We start from the raw sequence: 20,452 nt of genomic DNA, 5'->3' as shown, positions 1-20,452 counted from the left end.
TTTTTATAGAGCGGGAGGAGCGGAGGTTCCTGGTTTAAAAGTGGTTTGAAGTGTTAGGTCTGCGAACAAGTTATTGCGCACCTCACCAGCCTCCTGAGGTCTATAAAAATAAATATTTCACTAAATATATTTTAAATATTTGTCAATGAGGTTGATATCTTTCTTAAATGAAGGAAAAGAACAGGTGGGATTGCTGGTAGAAGACTATGTATACACCGTTTCTTCAACATTTCCTGTTACAATGAACCTGCTGCTGAACGACTGGGGATCTTACTACCCGCTGTTGAAGGAAGCCGGGAAGAAGATCCTTGCAGGCCGGGATACCGGTATGGAAAAACAGCCGCTTTCCGGCGTGGTATTGCTGGCGCCTGTGCCGCATCCTGTATCCTGCAGGGATGGTTACGCCTTCCGGCAGCATGTGGCCGCAGCCCGGCGGAACCGTAAAGCGCCTATGATCCCGGAGTTTGACCAGTACCCCGTTTTCTATTTTACCAACCACAACAGCATACAGGGACCCGGTGTCGTAAAATGCATGCCCGATCATTTCCGGAAGCTGGATTTTGAACTGGAAGTTGCGATCGTGATCTGCCGGAAGGGGCGCAATATCAGGGCCGCAGACGCCGATACCTATATCGGGGGCCTTATGATCATGAACGACCTGAGCGCCCGTACACTCCAGATGGAGGAAATGCTGCTGAACCTGGGGCCGGCAAAGGGTAAGGATTTTTCAACGGTCATTGGCCCATGGCTGGTAACACAGGATGAGCTGGCTTCTTATGAAACGGCGCCCAAAACAGGGCATACCGGTAAAAGCTGGAACCTGGCCATGCGCTGTTTTGTAAATGGAAAACAGGTGAGCAGCGGTAATGTAAGCGAGATGGACTGGACGTTTGCAGAGCTTATCGAACGGGCTTCATATGGTGCAGATCTTTATCCCGGGGATGTGATCGGCAGCGGCACGGTGGGAACCGGCTGTTTCCTGGAACTGAATGGTACCGGGAAGCTGGAGGACCCGCACTACAGGGAACAATGGCTGCAGCCGGGCGACAGCGTCCGGATGGAGATAGACGGGCTGGGGATCCTGGAGAATAAAATTGAAAAAGAAGACCCCGAATGGAGTATCCTCGGGCTGAAGCGGTGAACCGGAAGGAGATGAAAGAACCGGAATACCCGGGGAGTAAAATTTTTAGCAAACCTGGCGCCCGGCGCCGTTACGGTTATATATGACAATAGATCTGGCAACACTTACACCAATAGACAAACAACATTACCTGCAGCATATTATTGCGCCAAGGCCTATCTGCTTTGCAAGTACCGTTGACCGGGAAGGGAATGTAAACCTGAGCCCGTTCAGTTTTTTTAATTTATTTTCCACCAACCCGCCAGTGGTTGTTTTCAGCCCGTCAAGAAGGGTGCGTGATAACACAACCAAACATACGCTGCAGAACGTGCTGGAACTGCCCGAGGTCGTTATCAATATGGTCGATATTGAAATGGTACAACAGGTATCGCTGGCCAGTTGTGAGTACCCGAAAGGAACAAACGAATTTTTAAAAGCAGGCTTCACTATGGAGCCCGCCACGCTGGTACAGCCGCCGATGGTAAAAGAAAGCAAGGCAAAAATGGAGTGCCGGGTGCTGGAAGTGAAATCCCTGGGAACCGGGGGCGGGGCAGGCAACCTGGTGATCTGTGAAGTACTGCGGCTGCACCTGGATGCTGCGATCCTGAACGATAATAACAGGGTAGACCAGCGTAAACTGCAGCTGGTAGCCCGTTTGGGGGGGAATTGGTATTGCAGTACAAAACATCTTTTCGAAATTGAAAAGCCCAATACACAATTGGGGATGGGTATTGATGCCCTCCCCGCATTGATCCGCAATAGTAAAGTGCTTAGTGGTAACGACCTGGGACAATTGGCAAACGTTACGGAATTGCCGTCAATTGCACCGGGGTTTGCCGATGATCAGCTGGGGCAGCTGGTAACCGGGCTTGCCGGGGAAGAGCGGATGCTTGCCATTCATCGGTATGCAAAAACCTTGCTGGAAGGCGGCCGCCTGCATGATGCCTGGCAGGTGCTGCTTACCGCTTAAAAAAAGATTGGGGGATACGGTTTGCATGCCTTTACACGGGCGACCAGGATGCAGGGGTTGGGGAGTCCGGCAAATTATCATTTTATTAACACCAGCCATTCCCCTCTGTACGTATTTTTACTACGAAGATATTCGTTATTATCTTACTTTAAAACCCAACTAATGAAAAGGAGAACAGTTTTGAGCGTAGCGCTCTGGACTTCATTGTCTGCTGCAAGCCTTGCCTCTCTATCTTTTATTCCGGTACCAGAAACACCCTGCAAACCGGTTGCTTTTCCCTTTAATGCGGATACGGTTCCTGCTATTACAGAATTTGAAACGGGGCGTCTGGATGAGGCCCTGAACTATGTTGATGAACAGATCCGGGAAACGGCTGGTGAAATGCGTGCAATGAATAAGGGCCGGGGCACGAAGCAGGCTGGCGAGGCCGCCGGCGTCATCGACTTTGAGAAGATCCAGTCGGAAGCGAGGGCTGCAATCAAAAAGATCGATTTTGAAAAGATCAACCGCGATATCGATCGTGCCATGGCCAGCGTGAGTAAGGCACAGCTCGAAAAAAATATTGCCTGCGCACTTACCGCTCTTCCAAAGATGGATGGGGAAAAATTAAAGAACGAACGCTGCAATGCCCTGGGCGAGGTACGGCTGGACCAGCTAAAAGGGCAACTCGAAAATGTCCGCAGGGATCTCCGGCTTCAGCAAAAAAACCTGAGCCGGCAAATGGACCAGCTGCATCCCGGCATCAGTGCTGAATTGCGCGATACCCGGAGGCAGCTGCAACAATTAAAAGATGCCTACCAGGAAATGGAGCGCGACGGTTTGATGGAGAAGGGCCCTAACAACCGGATACAATTCAGGGATGGAGCGCTTTTCATAAACGGAGAAAAGCAACCCTGGGACGTAAGTGAAAAATACCATCATTATTTTAAGAAAAAAACAAAGACGGCCGGTGTTACCGTGCGGGTTTAGGACCTGGTATTTTTGATGCCTGTATGATGCATGCAGGCAGGAACTCCCAACTCCCGGTAACGATCGCATATACGTCAAGGTAAGCGGTAAAATCCTGAATGGGGTTATGCCGGATAGCCGGCGGTGTAACCGTCGGTTTATGGGCGATTCATTTGCCTTGAACCCCGGCCGGGGTTCAACCAGGATCCGGATCATTCACCAGGCGTTTCACGCGCGGTTCATCAAAGAAAATTCCTTACGGGTTTACCAGGGCAGCAGCCGGGAAAAAACAGCGGTTGGGCGGTCATTTATATATAGGAGCGCTACCCATCCTATGCCCTGGTTTCCCACAATCTCCTATGGGCCAACATTAGCTTGACGCACATGCGGTAACTATCGGGAGCTTTTTATATTTATTAACAACGAGCGGCCGGTTACCTTTGAGGTGGTTATTGTATTAACCGTTAAACAGCGTATACGCAACACCAAAGAAAATTTACGGCAGCGTACCCGGGAACCTGCTCTATGATTGCTTTTGGTCCGTTTCGGATTGGAAAATAAAAATCACTCATTACCTAAAAAACAGTTTTATGAAACGCCTTTTTTTTGCAATAGCCATATTGCCCTGGATACTGTTTGCCTGCCAGGGAGCCCATCAGCGAGCCGCCAATTATACCAGTTCTGAAACAGTAGCTGCAGACGCCGTGTTACCAGAGAAAACAGCCCCGGCTGAAATCAGTATGAATACCGAAGGATACGCAGCTATCGTGGAAAATGAATTCCGCTCCACCGTACAGCATCCGTTATCTACTTTTTCAGTGGATGTCGATAAGGCCGCCTACAGTAATGTACGGCGTTTCCTTAACGAAGGGCGGCGTCCACCGGCCGGGGCGGTCCGCATTGAAGAGATGATCAATTATTTTGACTACGATTATGAGCTTCCCCGGAACAAAGATGCATTCAATGTAATTACAGAAATTGCTGAATGCCCCTGGAATACCCAACACCGGTTGGTACATATCGGGATCAGGGGAAAGGAGATCCCCCGGGGATCGCTGCCTCCATCCAATCTCGTTTTCCTGGTCGATGTTTCGGGCTCAATGCTTGATGAGGATAAACTACCGCTTTTAAAGAGATCCATGTTGCTGCTTACCGATAACCTGCGGCCCGAAGATCGCGTGGCAATTGTTGCATATGCAGGAAATGCAGGCCTGGTGCTGCCTTCTACGGGGGGAGAAAATAAGTCCGCCATACGGGAGGCCATTACAGGGCTGGAAGCAGGAGGCGCTACGGCGGGTGGAGCGGGGATACAGCTGGCTTATGAGGTAGCTGAAAAAAATTTTATAACAAACGGGAATAACAGGGTTTTGCTGGCCACCGACGGGGATTTTAATGTAGGTGCCAGTAGCGATGACGCCCTGGTTCAATTGATAGAAGAAAAACGAAAAACAGGTATCTTCCTTTCAATTCTGGGATTCGGGAGGGGCAACTACCAGGATAACAAAATGCAGCAACTGGCAGATAAGGGCAACGGGAACCATTCCTACATCGATGATATCAGCGAAGCGCAAAAAGTGCTGGTGAACGAATTTGGAGGAACACTGTTTACAATAGCCAAAGATGTGAAGATACAGGTGGAGTTCAATGCGGGCAGGGTACAGGCATACCGCCTGATCGGATATGAAAACCGGGTATTGAATAAGGAAGATTTTAATGATGACGGAAAAGATGCCGGCGAAATAGGCAGCGGGCATACTGTTACAGCATTATATGAAGTAATACCCGTTGGTATAAAAAATGAATTTGAAAAACCGGTTGATGAGCTGAAATATCAGCGGCCGGCCGGTACAACAACATCAGATGAGCTGTTTACGCTGAAACTGCGCTATAAAAACCCGGAGGCAGATCACAGTCAGCTCATCACTGTTCCCGTTGCAGATCGTTCCATAGCCATAAATAAGACCACGGATAATTTCCGCTTTGCCGCGGCGGTGGCAGAGTTTGGCCTGCTGCTTCGGAATTCAGCATTCAGGCAACAGTCTAACTATGAGCAGGTGCTGGAGCTTGCAAAAGGGGCCATGGGCATTGATAAAAACGGCTACCGGGAGGCCTTTATCAGCCTGGTCAGGAAAGGCGCAGCGCTGCCGGAAACCGGCATTGCATCGGCGGACTAAGGGGTGTTTCCTCATCATGGCAATTGCGCAGCATCCTGCTTGTCCTTCTTATTCCTGCAATTGGCTGTATATTGCAAACGTTAAAAGTGTGGGAGTATGGATAAAAAGAAACTGGTGGTGCTAACAGGCGCCGGTGTCAGCGCCGAAAGTGGTATCAAAACGTTCAGGGATAGTGACGGCCTTTGGGAAGGATACGATGTGATGGAAGTAGCATCACCGGAGGGCTGGGCCAGCAACCCGGCCCTGGTGCTGGATTTTTACAACATGCGGCGCAGGCAGGCGCTGGAGGTTATCCCTAATGCAGCGCACCTGGGCCTGGCTGCACTGGAAGCGGACTACGAGGTACATATCATTACACAGAATATTGATGACCTGCACGAACGGGCCGGTTCCTCTAAAGTGCTGCACCTGCACGGAGAGATCTTTAAAATGCGGAGCGACCGGTCGGCACTTCCATCCTATACCATCCGGGGCGATATCCGGCTGGGAGATAAGGCGCCCGATGGCGGCCAGCTAAGGCCGGATATTGTCTGGTTTGGCGAAACCGTGCCTATGATCGTTCCCGCATCAAAGCTTGCGGCAGCGGCCGATATTTTCGTGGTCATCGGTACCTCCATGCTGGTATATCCTGCCGCCGGCCTGATCGATTATGTCGGCGCGGGTACGCCCAAATATATTATCGATAAATCCATACCGGCGATCGGCCGGTCTGCCAATCTTTATACGATCGAAAAGCCCGCTACGGAGGGGGTAAGGGAGCTGCAGGAATTACTAAGCGTTACGCGGTAAATTCCGGATATTTGCCCAATGGATTTTATGGCTCCCATACAGATGGAACCCCTGTTACCTCCGATCCGGTACGGGGATAAGATTTTGCTGATCGGCTCCTGTTTTACGGAACATATCGGCAATGCATTGGCAGAACATAAGTTTGAGACATTTCAGAACCCGCATGGGATCCTGTTTGATCCGGCCAGTGTGTACCACAGCCTTATCCGTTATATAGAGCAGAAGCCGTACACAGAAGCAGATCTGTTTTACTTAAATGAAGTATGGCAATCCTGGCATCATCACTCACGCTTTTCCGGTACGGATAAACACGCCGTTTTAGCGCAGATGAACAGCACGCTGGAAACGGCGCACCGGTTTTTAAAGCAGGCCGGATGGGTGATCATCACCCTCGGGTCCTCGTTCTCTTACCGGCTGAATGCAAACAATCCGCAGGCAGAACATTCCGGTTTGAAGGTAGCCAATTGCCACCGGGCGCCCGGGCAATGGTTTGATAAAAAGATGCTGGAGATTGAAGAAACCGTTTCCCTGCTGGATAACCTGTACCACCGGCTCCGCATCTTTAACCCCGATGCAAAATTGTTGTTCACCATCAGCCCGGTGCGGCACCTGCGGGATGGGGTAGTGGCCAATAACCGGAGCAAGGCCCGGCTGATTGAGGCAGTGCATCATATGGTGCAGAAGTTTGACCGTTTGTATTATTTCCCGGCCTATGAGCTGGTCATCGATGTCCTGCGGGATTACCGGTTCTATGACGTAGATCTGGCACATCCGAACTATCCGGCTACAGAATTTGTACTGGAAAAATTTACGGAAAACTGTGTTGATGAGGCATCCCGGCAACTCATGAAAGAGATCCGGCCCCTGATGATCGCCCGGAGACATAAACCTTTTCATCCCGAAACAAAGGTGCACCGGCAATTTCTGAAAGCGCAGTATGAAAAAGCCCGGCGGCTAACGGAGCAATACCCCTTCCTGGATCTTAAAGAAGAGATGGCCTATTTTGGCCAGGGGAACAATATGGGAATTTGAAAATGAGAAAACCGCTTTTACGCTTTTGTCAAACCCGTGTACTGCCATTATTTGTTTTTTCAGTATTATGCCGTTTAAGCACAGGTTCAACAGCTGGTGGTCTTGCGCAAAAGAACTATTCATGTGTAAAAGATTCAGTGTTTCAGAGTCAGAGTGCCAACCGGATTTTTCCCGATCCCGATATTGGAATCTGAATTCCTGTTACCTTTATATACTAAAAATGAAAACGGGGCAACCTGAACCTTGTGATGCAGGACAGCCGCTGAATTCAGACAGGCATATACAAACAAACCACTTCTCACTATAAACAAATTACATTTCACTACGACCAAATCACTTCTCACTATAAACAAATTACATCTCACTATAAACCTAATTACATCTCACAAAAAAACAAAAGAATGATAAACGCAAAAGGATATGCCGCTCATAGCAAAACCGATGCCCTGCAGCCCTGGGAGTTTGAACGCCGGGAAGTTGGTGCGGATGATGTGCTGATCGATATTTTATACTGTGGTATCTGCCATTCGGATATTCACCAGGTACGCAGCGAATGGGGACCGGCCATCTATCCCATTGTACCGGGACATGAGATTGTTGGCCGCATCACAGCCGTGGGTGCAAACGTTTCTAAATTTAAGGTAGGCGAACTGGCGGGTATTGGCTGTATGGTCAATTCCTGTCAGCATTGCGATAGCTGTGATCATGGCCAGGAGCAGTTCTGCGATAATAAGCAAACCGTATGGACCTACAATTCACGCGATAAAGACGGGTCGGTTACCTACGGCGGGTATTCCAATAAGATCGTTTGCGACCAGCATTTTGTACTGCATGTTTCCGATAAACTGGATCTGAAAGGAGTGGCGCCGCTGCTTTGTGCGGGAATCACCACTTATTCACCACTGCGTAAGTGGAAAGTAGGAAAAGGACATAAAGTAGGTGTGCTGGGGCTGGGCGGCCTTGGGCATATGGCCGTAAAATTTGCCGTTTCCTTTGGTGCCGAAGTCACCATGCTGAGCACTTCTCCTTCCAAGGAGGCCGATGCCAAACGCCTGGGGGCACATAAATTTGTGCTGACAAAAGACCCGGAACAGGTAAAAAGCCTTGACCGTTATTTTGACTTTATCATCGACACCGTTTCCGCTCCGCATGATTATAATCGGTACCTGCAAATGCTTAAAACAGATGGCGTGCAGATCTGCGTGGGATTACCACCGGAGCCTTTAAGCATTGCAGGGAACAGTTTAATGCGGGGTAACCGGGTACTGACCGCATCATCCATCGGCGGTATTCCCGAAACGCAGGAGATGCTGGATTATTGTGCGGAGCATAATATCACAAGTGATATCGAGCTGATCGATATCAAAGATGTAAATACGGCTTACGAACGCGTATTAAAAAGCGATGTAAAGTACCGGTTTGTGATCGACCTGGCTACGCTTTAGTTATCAGCGATCAGCTTAAAAGCTAAAGGCTGATTGCTGAAAGCTAATGGCTCAGTCTTTCTCCGTAAGTCTGTACGTCGTCTTTGTCTGGTATACTTCGCCCGGATGCAGGATCGTATTAGGAAAGGAGGGAATGTTGATCGCATTGGGATGCACCTGTGTTTCGAAACAGAATGCAGAAAAGGCGGTGTATTGCTGCCCGTTCTTTCCTTTGATCTCCGGGGAGCCGTAACTATTGTACAGATGTACCAGCGGCTCGGTGGTATATACCTCCAGTTTTACAGCTTCTTCATCGCACCAGGCCTCTGCTGCTACCTGGTGTATTCCCGGGTTGTCCAGGGGATAGCTGATATCAATGCCCTGCTCCGGGTTTTCAATATTACCGGTTTCATTCCAGTTGCTAAAGTCGTTCCGGGTGCCCTTTACCGGAAGCACATTGCCGGTGGTGCAATAGTTGGCATCCTGTTCCAGGTAATGCGATGCGTGAATGCGCAGGTGCTGCTGATCGATACGGCCCTTGCCGTTGTTCAGGTTGAAATAGCTGTGGTGGGTAATATTTACAGCGGTGGGCTGATCCGTTGTAGCCCGGTATTCATAGCTGAATTCATTGTCTTCATTCAACGAAAAAATGATCTGCACGGTAAGGTTGCCGGGATATCCTTCTTCACCATCCGGGCTTTTATATTGCAATACCACATGGCCGTCTGTTGCGGACATCTTATCCCAGACTTTCTTATCAAATCCTTCAACGCCACCATGTAATTGATAACCGGGATTCGTACTGTTTAAGGGATAATTCTTTTCATCGATGGTAATGGCGGCATGATTGATCCGGTTGGCATACCGCCCGATGGCAGCCCCATAATAGGGATAATTCTTAAGGTATTCCCCGGACCAGTATTCTGCGGGAGTATCAAATCCTAAAACAATATCATTAAAAGTTCCATCCGATTTCCGTACTTTTATCGACATGATAATCGCGCCGTAATTCGTAACCGTTGCTTCTGTACCGGAACCGTTTTTGAGGGTGAACACATACACATTTTTTCCATTGGGATGCTGCGTGGCAAGCTGCTCAGTTATTTCAATCATGAACGTTTAATTTTGATAAAAATAATATAATTGTTATGACCATCGGAGATTTGCAAAAAGAATTTGAAAAAATTTACCATAAGCCGGCGGCACATATTTTCTTTTGTCCGGGCCGGGTAAACCTGATCGGGGAGCATATTGATTACAACGGCGGACAGGTGATGCCCTGTGCCATTTCTTTAGGCACTACTTTACTGGTAGCTAAAAATGAAGACCGGCAGTTCCGTTTTCGTGCACTGGATTTCCCCGAAACTGCAGCTATTGCTTTTAGCCAGGATGGGTATAGCAAACAGGGGCCGGAATGGTTCAACTACCCGTTGGGGGTGATCCATGAGTTCCAGAAAAAAGGGAAAGAGATCACCGGTCTTGATTTCCTGTTTTCGGGTAACCTGCCCGTCGGATCCGGGTTATCTTCCAGCGCATCCATTGAGGTATTGACTGCTTTTGCATTGAATGAATTGTTTGAAGGAGGACTTTCTAAAGTGGACCTGGCGGTACTGGGCAAAAGCGTAGAGAACGATTTTATGGGGCTCAACAGCGGCATCATGGATCAGTTCGCTGTAGCCATGGGGAAGGAAGCCCATGCCGTTTTACTCAATACCGGTACGCTGGAATATGAATACCTGCCTTTTGAGATCGGCGATTATGTGCTGGCGATCATCAACAGCAATAAACCCCGTAAACTCGTGGAGTCTAAATACAATGAGCGGTTCAGCGAATGCCGGGAAGCCTTAAAGCGGTTCCGGGAAAAATTTCCGGTGCAGCACCTGGTAGAGATCCGTGTTGAAGACTTTGAACAGAACAAAGCCCTGCTGAATGATCCGGTACTGGAAAAGCGGGCCCTGCATGTGATTGCAGAGAACGACCGGGTAAAAAAAGCAAAGGATGCGCTTACCAGCGGTGATATCGAAAGATTTGGAAAATTGATGTATGCTTCGCATGATTCCCTGCAGCAACTGTATGAAGTATCCGGGATAGAGCTGGATACCATTGTTGATTTTTGCAGAACCTATAAGGATTGCATTGGGGCAAGGATGACGGGCGCCGGCTTTGGCGGCTGCGCTATTGCGCTGATCAAACAGGAGTGCTTTGATGATTTTGCAGAAAAGGTAACCGCGGCGTATGAAGCAAAGATCGGCTACAAGCCGGGCGTATTCTCTTCGGTGATCGCAGAAGGGGTGCATACGTTAGTATAAAAAATACATTGATTCATGAGGCACCATGGCCCGGGATAGCCATAAACGGATATAACGTATCGGCTCACAAAAGGAATACTCAGCGCGATTCTAAAAATGTTGATCCCGCTCTTTCACTATGCAGCAACTTATTGGGGTTTATAATGGGCAACACAAAATTTTGGAACGCTGTTCCTTGCAGCCTTGTCAATAAAATTCCCCTTGAAGTGGAATAGGTAACGGAGGAAAGTGCGTTTGCCAATCCTGAATTTATCTTCAGAAGTTTATTTTTATCTGGTATGGCAAGTGCTTCTAAATTTTCAATTTGATAGATAAATACCAGGTGAAAAATGCCGGATGCCTCATTTTTGTTTTTCCCTTTACTGTCAGTTTTGACGCTTATAAAAAAATCAACTTTGGCTAATTTGTCATTAAGATTAAATCCTAATTGCAGTGAATTGTCTAACTGATAGCCCAATACTTTACTGATGTCAAAGTTTTCAGGAGTATCGGCCTGCCCCTTGATCATTTTGAAATCGAGAAAAACAGTTTTTTCAGGGTCAAACAGGTGCTTATCCGACATTGGTAGCTTCATTATATAGTTCTGCCTTTTCCGCAAACTGCCAGGTATTCTCGCCGGCTTTTTTATTGAACTTGGTGTAGCTCACAAAAGTGTGCACCCTGCATATGAATCCATCTTCTGTAAATTCCATATGGGCTTTTTGTTTAGGCACTTCCAGTAGCGGCGTTCCCAGTTCGGCCGACAATTTTGCCAGTGAACGCAATGTAAAGTTGTGCCCACCGCCTAACCATTTTGAAATTTCAGAAGGCTTCTTGTCCAGCTTTTCAGCCAGTTTTTTTTTGTTGATGCCCTGGTCTTTCAATAGTTGGTTAATACGAACAACCAGATCGGCATACCAATCTACAAAGATCTCCACATCTTTGGGCGTGCTTTTTAGCAATCTATCTACGGTTTTGCTTCTCATTGTTTTATAATATTATGTGGGGTGTTCCGTCAAAGTTTTGTAAATATCTTTTGTCTTTTGAAATTTCAATCAGCCCCGCCTGAAGGGCTTCCTCAATTTTTTTAGCAAAGGTTTGGGCCTCATAAAACTTCATACTTAAATCTTTGCTTTCCTGGGTTGTTGTTGATTCTTTAATGCCTCCGTTAAAAAGAACTACGATTTGCTCAGTTATCCGGTAACAAAATAACCTGAGCGGGAAGTTAATGCCTAAGTCCTTTATTTCTTCCACCCATCTTTTGGGTTTTGGCGGCAATTCCTGTGCCTTATTTACAAGCCGGTCAAAAAAATCGTCAACAGCTCCATACCTGTTGCCAATGCTTTCGGTTATCAGCCGGAACAATTGCATGGCTTTTTCTTCGAGTGGATGCCCGGGCACAGCATATTTGTCAAAAAACCTGTCTGTTTCAGGAAGTGCCGGATCATTATCTAAAACCCAGCTAACTGTATAGAACGTGCAAAGCCTTCCTTCATCATACCATATACCTATCACAAATGTATTCATTTATAACTGAATTATTGACATTCTATTTCACTTTTAAGTTAAATAATTTCAGAAAGGATTTTAAAATACTGATTTTTAGTATTTTAAACCCAATTGAAAGGTTCGCTTAAAAGTTATAAATCGATAATTTCAGTATTGCCCGGTGTTTTCATGTCAGCTGTAAACTTGCGGAACTTAATATTTGTAAGTGGCGCTGCATTGTAGAGCCTGTTTAAAATTCATTCAATGGCTTTATTATGGCTGTTTTGGGCTGCAACTGCGTTAAATTTTTCGCCATAGTGGCCTACTATGCCTGCAAAATTTTCCTTGTTTCGCTCCAAAATAGCTTCATAATAAATTCTATCAATAAAATTTAAACAGGCTCTTAGTTGCTGGGTATATTTTCATTACCTGGTAGCCGATCAACCTGAATTAGCAACATAAATATATGCAAAAAAAGTTATTTCAATATCCACTCCTTATACCGTTCCAGGGCCTCCATATAATAATAGTCGGCATAAGATAAGGATACGTTCACTTCTGATTTTCCTGGCAAATGCCCTACACTTTGGGTAAGGATAAAGCCTTTGCTGCCGCCCGGCTGTGATTTGTACCTGGCAGACATCGACCGGATCATGATAGCAGCGTCCGCAATATAAGCGGCTTTTTGCTTTTGATTGCTGTATTGGGCTAATTCCAAAAGGGCAGATGCCATTACCGCTGCTGCCGATACATCCCGCGGCGCATCGGGGATATCCGGGGCATTAAAATCCCAATACGGAACTTTGTCCTTCGGCAGGTTGGGATGATTCAGGATAAATGCAGCGATCTTATGCGCCTGCGCCAGGTATTCGGGCTTTTTGGTAAAGCGGTACATCATGGTATAGCCATAGAGCCCCCATGCCTGTCCGCGTGCCCATGCCGATTCGTCTGCGTATCCCTGGTGGGTTACCTTCTTTAGAACGGCTCCGGTGGCGGTGTCATAATCCACGGCATGATAGCTGCTGCCATCCGGGCGGAAATGATTTTTCAATGTAGTGTTGGCATGGTTCTCCGCAATTTCGGCCAGTCGTTTACTGCCGCCGTTACGGGAAGCCCATTCCAGCAATTCGAGGTTCATCATATTATCGATGATCACGGGCGCATTGAATTTTTTGCTTTTATTCCATGACTGGATCGCTTTCATTCCCGGCTTGTACCGTTTGGTAGCGGTTTCGGCGGCGGTAAGGATCACTTTTTTGTAACGAGGATCTTTGGTGATTGCATAGGCATTGCCAAAGCTGCAAAAGATCATAAATCCGATATCATGATTCCCTGTATAATATTGGATTGGTTCCTCCAATACCAGCCGTTTCTTTGCTTCAGCCAGGATCTGCGGGTCTTTAGTTGCCTTATAGATCAGCCATAAGGTACCGGGATAAAAACCACTGGTCCACCAATCGGTAGCAGAAGCCACCAGCTGATCTTTGGCAGGGTCATAGTTCTGGGGCATTTTATCCGCCGGCACGTTTTTCATCAGCAGTTTGTACTGGCTGGCCGCAAACGCCTCATCCTTTCTGATCAGCGCCCGCATATCTTTTTGGGCCCCCGCGTTTAAAAAGCAGCACATCAGCCCCGCAACAATTCCCGATTGAAAAAAACGTTTCATCTACAGAAGTTTAAAAGTTAAGTGATCAACGGGCAAAATAATAAAAAATATGAGGTTCCGGTAATAATCCTGATTACTTAAGTATTTTTAGTCCAAAATATAAGTTATGAAACCGATTGCGCGCCTGGTTTGCTGGTTATTGCTTTTATTGTGTACTACTGCTTTTTCACAGGAAGGCTTAACGGATGGGATAGCGGGAAAGGCGCATCCGCGGTTGCTGCTTGCAAAAGGGGAGGAAGCGCAGGTGCAATCGGCGATCGGTAAAAACCCGGATCTGGAACGGGTGCACGGGTTGCTGCTGGAGGCATCGGACCGGATCTGTGCAGCGGCACCGCTGGAGCATAAAAAAACAGGGAAGCGGCTGCTCTCGGTTTCGAGGGAGGCGATCCGCAGGATCTTTTTTCTTTCCTATGCCTGGCGCATGACCGGAAATAAAAAGTACCGGGATGCGGCGGAACAGCAATTGTTAACGATCAGCTCTTTTGCTGACTGGAACCCCACACATTACCTGGATGTGGCGGAAATGACCATGGCCGCGGCCATTGGGTACGACTGGTTATACAACGAACTGTCCCCGGATTCAAGAAAGAAGATCAAAGACGCGATCCTGGAGAAGGGAATCCGGACTTCCTTTGATACTAAATATAATTACTGGCTCAAGGTAGAAAATAACTGGAACCAGGTTTGCAATGCCGGCCTGGCTTATGGGGCATTTGCTGTTTTTGAATCGGATCCGCAGCTATGCGGCGCGGTGATCAGCCGTGCTGTTGAATCGATCAGGATACCCATGAAGCAATATGCGCCGGACGGCGCTTACCCGGAAGGATACGGGTACTGGAGCTATGGAACCACGTATAATGTATTTTTCCTGGATGCACTGGAACAATTGACCGGGGGAGACCAGGGGCTGAGCGCGCTGCCGGGCTTCCTCAAAACAGCGGATTATTTTCAACACATGATTGCACCCAGTGGGTTGCCGTTTAACTATGCAGATTCCGGTCCCGGTGCAGAATCCAACGGCGCAATGCTTTGGTTTGCAAAAAAACTAAAACGGCCCTCGCTGGCATGGAATGAGCTGCAATTCCTGCACAGTGATAAAAACAGGAGGGCACTGGAAGGCGATCGCTTTTTGCCAACGCTCCTTTTATGGGGCAAACAGCTGGCGGAAGCGGGTGTTACACCGCCGGAAAAAACGTTCTGGGAAGGCCGTGGTGCCAGCCCGGTGGTCATGATGCGTACCGGCTGGACCAACCCGGATGCACTGTTTATGGGTTTTAAAGCAGGATCTCCATTTGTAAATCACGCTCATATGGATGAAGGTTCCTTCGTGTTTGAAGCCGAAGGCGTTCGCTGGGCCATGGATTTTGGTATGCAGAACTACGAATCGCTGGAATCAAAAGGGCTGAATATCTGGCAGCGTACACAAAATTCCCAGCGCTGGACGGTTTTCCGGTATACCAATTATGCGCACAATACTCTTACGTTTGATGATAGCTTACAGCGTATGGAGGGCGTAACAGCCATTACGCAATATGGGGACCGTCCGGAATTTAGTTTTGCCCAATCGGACCTTTCGCCTGTTTATAAAGGACAGGTAAAACGTGCAGTACGAGGGGTAGCGCTGAAGGATAAGGCTTATGGGCTGATACAGGACGAGATTGAAACCGGCGATCACCCGGTACATATGCAGTGGCGTATGCTCACTTCGGCAACCGTGGAAATAACATCATCCAACGAGGTACTGTTAAAAAAGAATGGCAAAACGCTGCGGATGCAGATCCTGGCCGATCAGCCGGTTACCCTGAAGACCTGGAGCACAGCACCTGTTAACGATTACGATGCGCCCAACCCGGGTACGGTGCTGGTAGGTTTTGAAGCTCAACTGCCTGCAGCCAGCAGCAAACGCTTTGTGGTACGGTTGGTTCCGGAAAATAACGCCTCAAAGGTGGATGCGAAGACAGTGCCGCTTAGGGACTGGAAGTAGAAGGGCTACAAAGACGTACGGAGGCTGCCGGTTCTTTATTTATTTACCCTCCGCAGTTTTAATTCTTCGTTTATTTTATTCAATGAGATCAGCATGGGTATCATGATTGGGAATAATGCCGATAAAACTGCCAAAAGCCCGAAGTTTGTTTTTCCGGACACCAACAGGTAAACATTGAGTGCTAACAATAAAACCCACAGGAGCCCGAAGGCGATCATCAGGCCTTTAATAGTGGAGCGTTGTTTATTCAGCTCTTCGATAGTAGATTCCGAAAGCGGTTTTTGTGCCATAAACATAGATTTTAAGTCTCTGACTTCAAATGTAAACAAATCAATGTTTTTAGCATCATATCTTAATAAAAATGCTGGTATTTCAGCAGTGCTTCTGAGCGGGCGCATCGTATACGCTACTGTTGAACACTCTTTCATGCCGGTATACAGTTACTGTATAACACAGCCGGCCGGCCATAATTTGATGCATCCGGCTTCGCCGATCCGGCCCTGCAGACAGGGATCACAGGGGTAAAGTTCAATCTGCTTTTAACGGGGGACCTACCACTTTCATTTCATGATCAGCAAAAACACCGGCAATGGTTTCTTTGGTTGGTGGAGTTGTCCACTGGCTGGTTACGGCAAAAAAGTCCTCCATGCTGCCGGCGGGGCAATAAGAAACAATGACCCTGGCTTTTTCAGTAAGCTGAATAAAGGCATGAGGTACCCGGCGGGGAAGAAAAATAGTATCTCCCGGGGCCATATCATAAAGATCGTCTCCAACCCGGAAACGGTATTTTCCTTCGAGCACATAAAACCATTCATCCTGGTTCAGGTGTATGTGCAGGGGAGGCCCGCCCTTATAGGTCAGACTTGTTTGCTCAAAAACAGCCAGCCCGCCGTTGGTATCTTTCCCGGATATTTTAATATCAAGCATATTAAGCGTAACCCCCTTCATCTTATAATGGATACCAAAGCGTGCCTGTCCGGCAGGCACTTTAAAACCGGTTGTTGTTTGCAGGGCATTAGTTCCTCTTGTTTTCAGCCACGTAAACAAGGGGATAGCCCCGAGTACGGTAGAAATAAAATAATTGCATTTCATGTTGCTGCCTGTTGAATGGTTTAAGTTGCAGTAGTCTCAGATGGGCCCTTGTGCCCGGACTAGCCTTTATAAATTTACGATATTCCCGATAGACAGAGGAGGTGCGTATAACAACCTTCAGGGCAAATGCATCTGAATCGGAAAAGTAGTAAAAAAATATCGGGTCTTGAAGAGCCGCTAAACGGTGTGGCGCACCGTCCCATGCCAGCGAAAATTATCCTTAAATTTGACCAAACCCATTATACTATGATAAGCAGGAGCGAAGCTGAAATGATGGAATTGATACTGGAGGTAGCAAAAGATCCCCGGATACAGGCGGTATTGCAGGACGGATCGCGCTCCAATCCGGGGGTAAGGCCGGATATTTTCCAGGATTTTGACATCATCTACGTGGTAAACGAATTGTCCTCTTTTTTGAAGGATCATAATTGGGTGCAGGTATTTGGCGAGCAAATGATCCTGCAGCTGCCGGAGGCGATGGAACTGTACCCGCCCACACCGGAACTGGAAGGTGCTTTTTCCTACCTGTTACAGTTTAAAGATGGCAACCGGATCGACCTGACAATGGTACCTGTCGCGCGATTGGGACAATTGATCAGTGACAGTCTTTGCAAGGTAATCTGGGATAAGGCCGGGATCTTTAAAGCTCACCCGCTGCCCCCTGCCAGTGATGCCAGTTATATTGTACAAAGACCTTCGGAGCGCTCGTTCACCGATTGCTGTAATGAGTTTTGGTATACCAATGCAGGCCTGGCGAAGGGACTGTGGAGAGAAGAAGTGGTACCGGCCCAGGAATTGATCAACCAGGTGATCCGGGCAGCGCTGCTGCAAATGATGAACTGGTATATCGGCTGCCGCCATGAATTTAGTGTAAACACCGGTAAATGGGGCAGGAATTATCAACGCTATCTGGAACCGGAAATGTATCAAAAACTATTGGCTACATACCCGGCAGCAGATCTGCAGCAGGTATGGCGATCGGTATACATGGCCCAGGAGCTTTTCAGGAAGGCGGCACAGTTCATTGCGGCAGAACTGGGTTATACCTACCCGGAAGACTGGGATAAAAACGTAACGGCTTATATGCAGCATGTGCAGCAACTGCCAAAAAATGCTTCACGGATCTATTGAACAACGATCGTTCGCATATGCTTCAGGGCAAGCGATAAACTCCGGATAGGGTAATGCTCCAATGGCAGGCGGCCGGTTTCAAAAGAGCCGACAACCAAGATGCGGGAACGTGCACCGCCGTTCTGCTTTTACAGGATTGCATGCCCCGATAGTATACAGGGTATTTGAACGTTTCTTAAGTCTCCGCCAGCAAAAATATTTCGCCACTGGCAGGAAGCAGTCCATCCGTTCGGTTGGCAAAATACAACAGCTCAAGTTCTTTTGTAGTAATGATCTTTGAATTTTTAAAACCGGCATCTTCGGCCAGTTGCAGCACGTCGGCCGGTGCAAAAAAACTGACGAACGGTGTGCCCGCCTCCCGGGCGCCTTTGGTTGCTATTTCCTGTAAGGGCCGGTCTTCCGGGGCCATAAGGTGCAGGGGCAGGTAAAACGCAATCGCCAATGCAGAGCCCGGTGCCAGTGTGGCCAGTTGTCTTAACGTGTCCCGGATCGCATTTTCAGTAAGGTAAAGCGTTACACCGGTACACGCTGCTACCGCGGGTTCAGCCAGGTTAAAACCGGCTTTTAATAGTTCCTGCCACCAGGAGCTTTTTTCAAAGTCCACCGAAACAAAATGCAACCATTCCGGCAGGCCAAAATCCAGCGCCTGCAGCCGTTGCTGTTTCCACAGCTGCGTATCCGGCTGGTCTATTTCATAGACCTGCAATCGGGCAGCCACATCCGGCCGGCGTTGTGCAAAGCTGTCCAGTCCTGCGCCCAGGAGCACATACTGGCCAATGCCGTTGCCACTTTGCCCAAGGATCAGGTCCTCGATGAAACGTGCCCGGGCTACCATGGAGGCCCGCAGGCGTTTGGTAAACTCCGGGTGCATATCCGGGCGCTGCTGCCAGCCCGGTTCGGGGGCAATCAGCTGCAGCCCTACGGCATCTTCAATAATATGGGGCAGGGCGTCTGTCTGTATGTGCAGCGCCCGCCACAAAGCAGTGCGTACCGCTGTATTATCAGGCCTGGGATCTGTGTTCATCGTTCAAAATTAAACGGTTTCGGGCGGATCAATGTTTTTTCATGCAGGGAAACCGGGCAATAGTGGCCTATTTGTAAATGCCGGGCCCCCGCGGGGAAAAACATTCCGTCGGAGTATGCTATTGCGATCATTGCGCCGGCGCCGGTGGCTGCCGGGTATTTATCAGCGCCTGCTCTGTGGCATTCAGAGGTAAATTTCCTCAGATCCTGCTACCGGTATGCCGACCGGCTTCGGTGCCGGAACAAAACCGGCACAGCAAGGGAAACAAAACTAAGGATACTGGTCAGCGTTCTGAAGCAATGAAACTGCTTCCAGGTAGCCCGCAACGCAGTCCAGCTATCCGGGATCGTGGCCGCAGTCCAGGTTCGGATCTGGTTGTCGATGGGTACTTCAACGATCAATGTGATCAGCAGGCTGATGATCATAAAAATAAAAGAAACAGCAAAAAAATAGAAGACCGGCCGCTGCTTCCAAAAGCTGATGCAGAGCAATAACTGCAGCAGCAGGGTAGCGGGCATCAGTATCCGCATGGGAGTGGCCACGTTATCAATGATCGTTTGGCCGATCCGTATAAAATGATCGGGGGGAAAGGTTTCCAGGCTGCGTGTAAGTGTGAACCAGGTTCCCCAGAATACCCCGGTAACCAGCATGACAAGGATCAGGCTGCAAAACCACCAGAACTTTTTCATAGCTATTGATTTTGTTTTTCGGGCGCCTTCAGGTAAAGGCCTTAAACCATAAAGGTATTGCATTTCTCCAGCAAATCCTATAACAGCAAGCCGGCGGGTCTTGTTTCAGGGGTTGCTTAATTCATATTTTTCCAATACACGCCATGGTTCCCCGTCAACCTGTTCGATCAAACAGATATTGTCAAACTTTAACGTTGTGGGCAAAGGCGTCTTTTGAATTACATAGAATATTTGGTTGGTGCAGGTTGCATTCCGGGGATGCATTAAGGTAATATGGGGTTGGCGCCGCTTTACCGGGACGGCAACACCGGACAAAACCTGCAGCCGCAACTGGTGAAATGGCGCATTGCTACCCGATGCCGGCAGCATCACGCCAAGACCATGATCAAACCTTACGGGTGGTCCAAAATGAACAGCGATTCCAGAAGGATGAATTTGCTGCAGATTGCTTAAAACAAGAGGCAGGTCCTCAATCTCATCTTCCCTGCAGAATGTTACATGACTTTTTATCAACCGGTACTGTGCGGGGTTAAATTCTTTACGGACCTGCTCCAGTTCCCGGGCTTCGCCGGCATTTACAAAAAGCGTCAGTTGTCTTCTTATCTGCACAGAATATAATGATGATTTGTTCTG

At 48.2% G+C, this 20,452-nt stretch carries 20 protein-coding genes; 10 read left to right on the top strand and 10 right to left on the bottom strand.

What is annotated here, in order from left to right; all coding sequences use genetic code 11:
- Positions 1–145 precede the first annotated feature (145 nt).
- From BLS44_RS18705 to BLS44_RS18670, 7 genes are all read left to right on the top strand, one after another.
- Complete coding sequence (locus tag BLS44_RS18705) at positions 146–1,141, top strand: fumarylacetoacetate hydrolase family protein (protein ID WP_090391763.1); 996 nt, start codon at positions 146–148, stop codon at positions 1,139–1,141.
- Positions 1,142–1,223: 82 nt separating this feature from the next.
- Positions 1,224–2,090 (top strand): flavin reductase family protein, encoded by an 867-nt coding sequence (locus BLS44_RS18700; protein WP_090391762.1) that lies wholly within the window; start codon positions 1,224–1,226, stop codon positions 2,088–2,090.
- A 162-nt stretch (positions 2,091–2,252) separates the two neighbouring features.
- Positions 2,253–3,059 (top strand): hypothetical protein, encoded by an 807-nt coding sequence (locus BLS44_RS18695; protein WP_143019846.1) that lies wholly within the window; start codon positions 2,253–2,255, stop codon positions 3,057–3,059.
- 569 nt (positions 3,060–3,628) lie between these two features.
- Positions 3,629–5,212 (top strand): vWA domain-containing protein, encoded by a 1,584-nt coding sequence (locus BLS44_RS18685; RefSeq protein WP_090391759.1) that lies wholly within the window; start codon positions 3,629–3,631, stop codon positions 5,210–5,212.
- 96 nt (positions 5,213–5,308) lie between these two features.
- Positions 5,309–6,001: an SIR2 family NAD-dependent protein deacylase gene (locus BLS44_RS18680; protein WP_090391758.1), complete on the top strand. Its 693-nt coding sequence runs from the start codon at positions 5,309–5,311 to the stop codon at positions 5,999–6,001.
- 27 nt (positions 6,002–6,028) lie between these two features.
- Positions 6,029–7,033 carry a GSCFA domain-containing protein gene (locus BLS44_RS18675; RefSeq protein ID WP_245729274.1) on the top strand — a complete coding sequence of 335 codons (1,005 nt, stop codon included), beginning with the start codon at positions 6,029–6,031 and terminating at the stop codon, positions 7,031–7,033.
- A gap of 401 nt (positions 7,034–7,434) precedes the next feature.
- Complete coding sequence (locus tag BLS44_RS18670; RefSeq protein WP_090391756.1) at positions 7,435–8,478, top strand: NAD(P)-dependent alcohol dehydrogenase; 1,044 nt, start codon at positions 7,435–7,437, stop codon at positions 8,476–8,478.
- A gap of 51 nt (positions 8,479–8,529) precedes the next feature.
- On the opposite strand, the gene BLS44_RS18665 is transcribed toward BLS44_RS18670, so the two are convergent.
- The gene (locus tag BLS44_RS18665; RefSeq protein WP_090391755.1) at positions 8,530–9,570 is read right to left on the bottom strand and encodes an aldose epimerase family protein; all 1,041 of its coding nucleotides are present in this window, start codon (positions 9,568–9,570) and stop codon (positions 8,530–8,532) included.
- Between the two features lie 35 nt (positions 9,571–9,605).
- Between BLS44_RS18665 and BLS44_RS18660 the strand changes: the two genes are divergently transcribed.
- Entirely contained in the window at positions 9,606–10,766 is a 1,161-nt protein-coding gene (locus tag BLS44_RS18660) for a galactokinase (RefSeq protein WP_090391754.1), read from the top strand.
- Positions 10,767–10,845: 79 nt separating this feature from the next.
- On the opposite strand, the gene BLS44_RS18655 is transcribed toward BLS44_RS18660, so the two are convergent.
- The 4 genes from BLS44_RS18655 to BLS44_RS18640 all read right to left on the bottom strand — a co-directional run bounded on the left by BLS44_RS18655 (position 10,846) and on the right by BLS44_RS18640 (position 13,899).
- A complete protein-coding gene (locus BLS44_RS18655; protein ID WP_090391753.1) occupies positions 10,846–11,328 on the bottom strand; it encodes a hypothetical protein in 483 nt (160 codons plus the stop codon).
- Positions 11,318–11,731 carry a helix-turn-helix domain-containing protein gene (locus tag BLS44_RS18650; protein ID WP_090391752.1) on the bottom strand — a complete coding sequence of 138 codons (414 nt, stop codon included), beginning with the start codon at positions 11,729–11,731 and terminating at the stop codon, positions 11,318–11,320. Before BLS44_RS18650 ends, BLS44_RS18655 begins: the two co-directional genes overlap by 11 nt.
- Positions 11,732–11,735: 4 nt before the next feature.
- Complete coding sequence (locus BLS44_RS18645; protein ID WP_090391751.1) at positions 11,736–12,272, bottom strand: hypothetical protein; 537 nt, start codon at positions 12,270–12,272, stop codon at positions 11,736–11,738.
- A gap of 439 nt (positions 12,273–12,711) precedes the next feature.
- The gene (locus BLS44_RS18640; protein ID WP_245729273.1) at positions 12,712–13,899 is read right to left on the bottom strand and encodes a glycoside hydrolase family 88 protein; all 1,188 of its coding nucleotides are present in this window, start codon (positions 13,897–13,899) and stop codon (positions 12,712–12,714) included.
- Between the two features lie 106 nt (positions 13,900–14,005).
- Between BLS44_RS18640 and BLS44_RS18635 the strand changes: the two genes are divergently transcribed.
- The gene (locus BLS44_RS18635; protein ID WP_090391750.1) at positions 14,006–15,883 is read left to right on the top strand and encodes a heparinase II/III domain-containing protein; all 1,878 of its coding nucleotides are present in this window, start codon (positions 14,006–14,008) and stop codon (positions 15,881–15,883) included.
- 35 nt (positions 15,884–15,918) lie between these two features.
- On the opposite strand, the gene BLS44_RS18630 is transcribed toward BLS44_RS18635, so the two are convergent.
- Together BLS44_RS18630 and BLS44_RS18620 are read right to left on the bottom strand one after the other, a co-directional pair.
- Complete coding sequence (locus BLS44_RS18630) at positions 15,919–16,311, bottom strand: hypothetical protein (protein WP_143019845.1); 393 nt, start codon at positions 16,309–16,311, stop codon at positions 15,919–15,921.
- 100 nt (positions 16,312–16,411) lie between these two features.
- Positions 16,412–16,975, bottom strand: a complete 564-nt coding sequence (locus BLS44_RS18620) for a cupin domain-containing protein (protein WP_090391747.1) — start codon at positions 16,973–16,975, stop codon at positions 16,412–16,414.
- A gap of 246 nt (positions 16,976–17,221) precedes the next feature.
- On the opposite strand from BLS44_RS18620, the gene BLS44_RS18615 reads away from it, so the two are divergent.
- Positions 17,222–18,106 (top strand): aminoglycoside 6-adenylyltransferase, encoded by an 885-nt coding sequence (locus tag BLS44_RS18615; RefSeq protein WP_090391843.1) that lies wholly within the window; start codon positions 17,222–17,224, stop codon positions 18,104–18,106.
- 175 nt (positions 18,107–18,281) lie between these two features.
- Here BLS44_RS18615 and BLS44_RS18610 read toward each other — a convergent pair whose 3' ends face one another.
- From BLS44_RS18610 to BLS44_RS18600, 3 genes are all read right to left on the bottom strand, one after another.
- Complete coding sequence (locus BLS44_RS18610; RefSeq protein ID WP_090391746.1) at positions 18,282–19,130, bottom strand: class I SAM-dependent methyltransferase; 849 nt, start codon at positions 19,128–19,130, stop codon at positions 18,282–18,284.
- A 209-nt stretch (positions 19,131–19,339) separates the two neighbouring features.
- A complete protein-coding gene (locus tag BLS44_RS18605) occupies positions 19,340–19,819 on the bottom strand; it encodes an anthrone oxygenase family protein (RefSeq protein WP_176954474.1) in 480 nt (159 codons plus the stop codon).
- A gap of 105 nt (positions 19,820–19,924) precedes the next feature.
- Positions 19,925–20,428: a 2'-5' RNA ligase family protein gene (locus tag BLS44_RS18600; RefSeq protein ID WP_090391744.1), complete on the bottom strand. Its 504-nt coding sequence runs from the start codon at positions 20,426–20,428 to the stop codon at positions 19,925–19,927.
- Between the last annotated feature and the right edge of the window lie 24 nt (positions 20,429–20,452).

The organism is Niabella drilacis, assembly GCF_900101395.1.
In the GTDB taxonomy this organism is placed as follows: domain Bacteria; phylum Bacteroidota; class Bacteroidia; order Chitinophagales; family Chitinophagaceae; genus Niabella; species Niabella drilacis.
The sequence above is the reverse complement of the archived record's forward strand: the minus strand, read 5'-3'. Positions and strand labels throughout refer to the sequence as shown.

Excerpts from the sequence above, each read along its gene's own strand:
- BLS44_RS18680 (WP_090391758.1), top strand. The coding sequence starts at position 5,309 with ATGGATAAAAAGAAACTGGTGGTGCTAACAGGCGCCGGTGTCAGCGCC.
- BLS44_RS18620 (WP_090391747.1), bottom strand. The coding sequence starts at position 16,975 with ATGAAATGCAATTATTTTATTTCTACCGTACTCGGGGCTATCCCCTTG.
- BLS44_RS18700 (WP_090391762.1), top strand. The coding sequence starts at position 1,224 with ATGACAATAGATCTGGCAACACTTACACCAATAGACAAACAACATTAC.
- BLS44_RS18670 (WP_090391756.1), top strand. The coding sequence starts at position 7,435 with ATGATAAACGCAAAAGGATATGCCGCTCATAGCAAAACCGATGCCCTG.
- BLS44_RS18675 (WP_245729274.1), top strand. The coding sequence starts at position 6,029 with ATGGCTCCCATACAGATGGAACCCCTGTTACCTCCGATCCGGTACGGG.
- BLS44_RS18615 (WP_090391843.1), top strand. The coding sequence starts at position 17,222 with ATGATAAGCAGGAGCGAAGCTGAAATGATGGAATTGATACTGGAGGTA.
- BLS44_RS18660 (WP_090391754.1), top strand. The coding sequence starts at position 9,606 with ATGACCATCGGAGATTTGCAAAAAGAATTTGAAAAAATTTACCATAAG.
- BLS44_RS18665 (WP_090391755.1), bottom strand. The coding sequence starts at position 9,570 with ATGATTGAAATAACTGAGCAGCTTGCCACGCAGCATCCCAATGGAAAA.
- BLS44_RS18635 (WP_090391750.1), top strand. The coding sequence starts at position 14,006 with ATGAAACCGATTGCGCGCCTGGTTTGCTGGTTATTGCTTTTATTGTGT.
- BLS44_RS18630 (WP_143019845.1), bottom strand. The coding sequence starts at position 16,311 with ATGAAAGAGTGTTCAACAGTAGCGTATACGATGCGCCCGCTCAGAAGC.
- BLS44_RS18685 (WP_090391759.1), top strand. The coding sequence starts at position 3,629 with ATGAAACGCCTTTTTTTTGCAATAGCCATATTGCCCTGGATACTGTTT.
- BLS44_RS18640 (WP_245729273.1), bottom strand. The coding sequence starts at position 13,899 with ATGAAACGTTTTTTTCAATCGGGAATTGTTGCGGGGCTGATGTGCTGC.
- BLS44_RS18610 (WP_090391746.1), bottom strand. The coding sequence starts at position 19,130 with ATGAACACAGATCCCAGGCCTGATAATACAGCGGTACGCACTGCTTTG.
- BLS44_RS18655 (WP_090391753.1), bottom strand. The coding sequence starts at position 11,328 with ATGTCGGATAAGCACCTGTTTGACCCTGAAAAAACTGTTTTTCTCGAT.
- BLS44_RS18605 (WP_176954474.1), bottom strand. The coding sequence starts at position 19,819 with ATGAAAAAGTTCTGGTGGTTTTGCAGCCTGATCCTTGTCATGCTGGTT.
- BLS44_RS18650 (WP_090391752.1), bottom strand. The coding sequence starts at position 11,731 with ATGAGAAGCAAAACCGTAGATAGATTGCTAAAAAGCACGCCCAAAGAT.
- BLS44_RS18645 (WP_090391751.1), bottom strand. The coding sequence starts at position 12,272 with ATGAATACATTTGTGATAGGTATATGGTATGATGAAGGAAGGCTTTGC.
- BLS44_RS18705 (WP_090391763.1), top strand. The coding sequence starts at position 146 with ATGAGGTTGATATCTTTCTTAAATGAAGGAAAAGAACAGGTGGGATTG.
- BLS44_RS18695 (WP_143019846.1), top strand. The coding sequence starts at position 2,253 with ATGAAAAGGAGAACAGTTTTGAGCGTAGCGCTCTGGACTTCATTGTCT.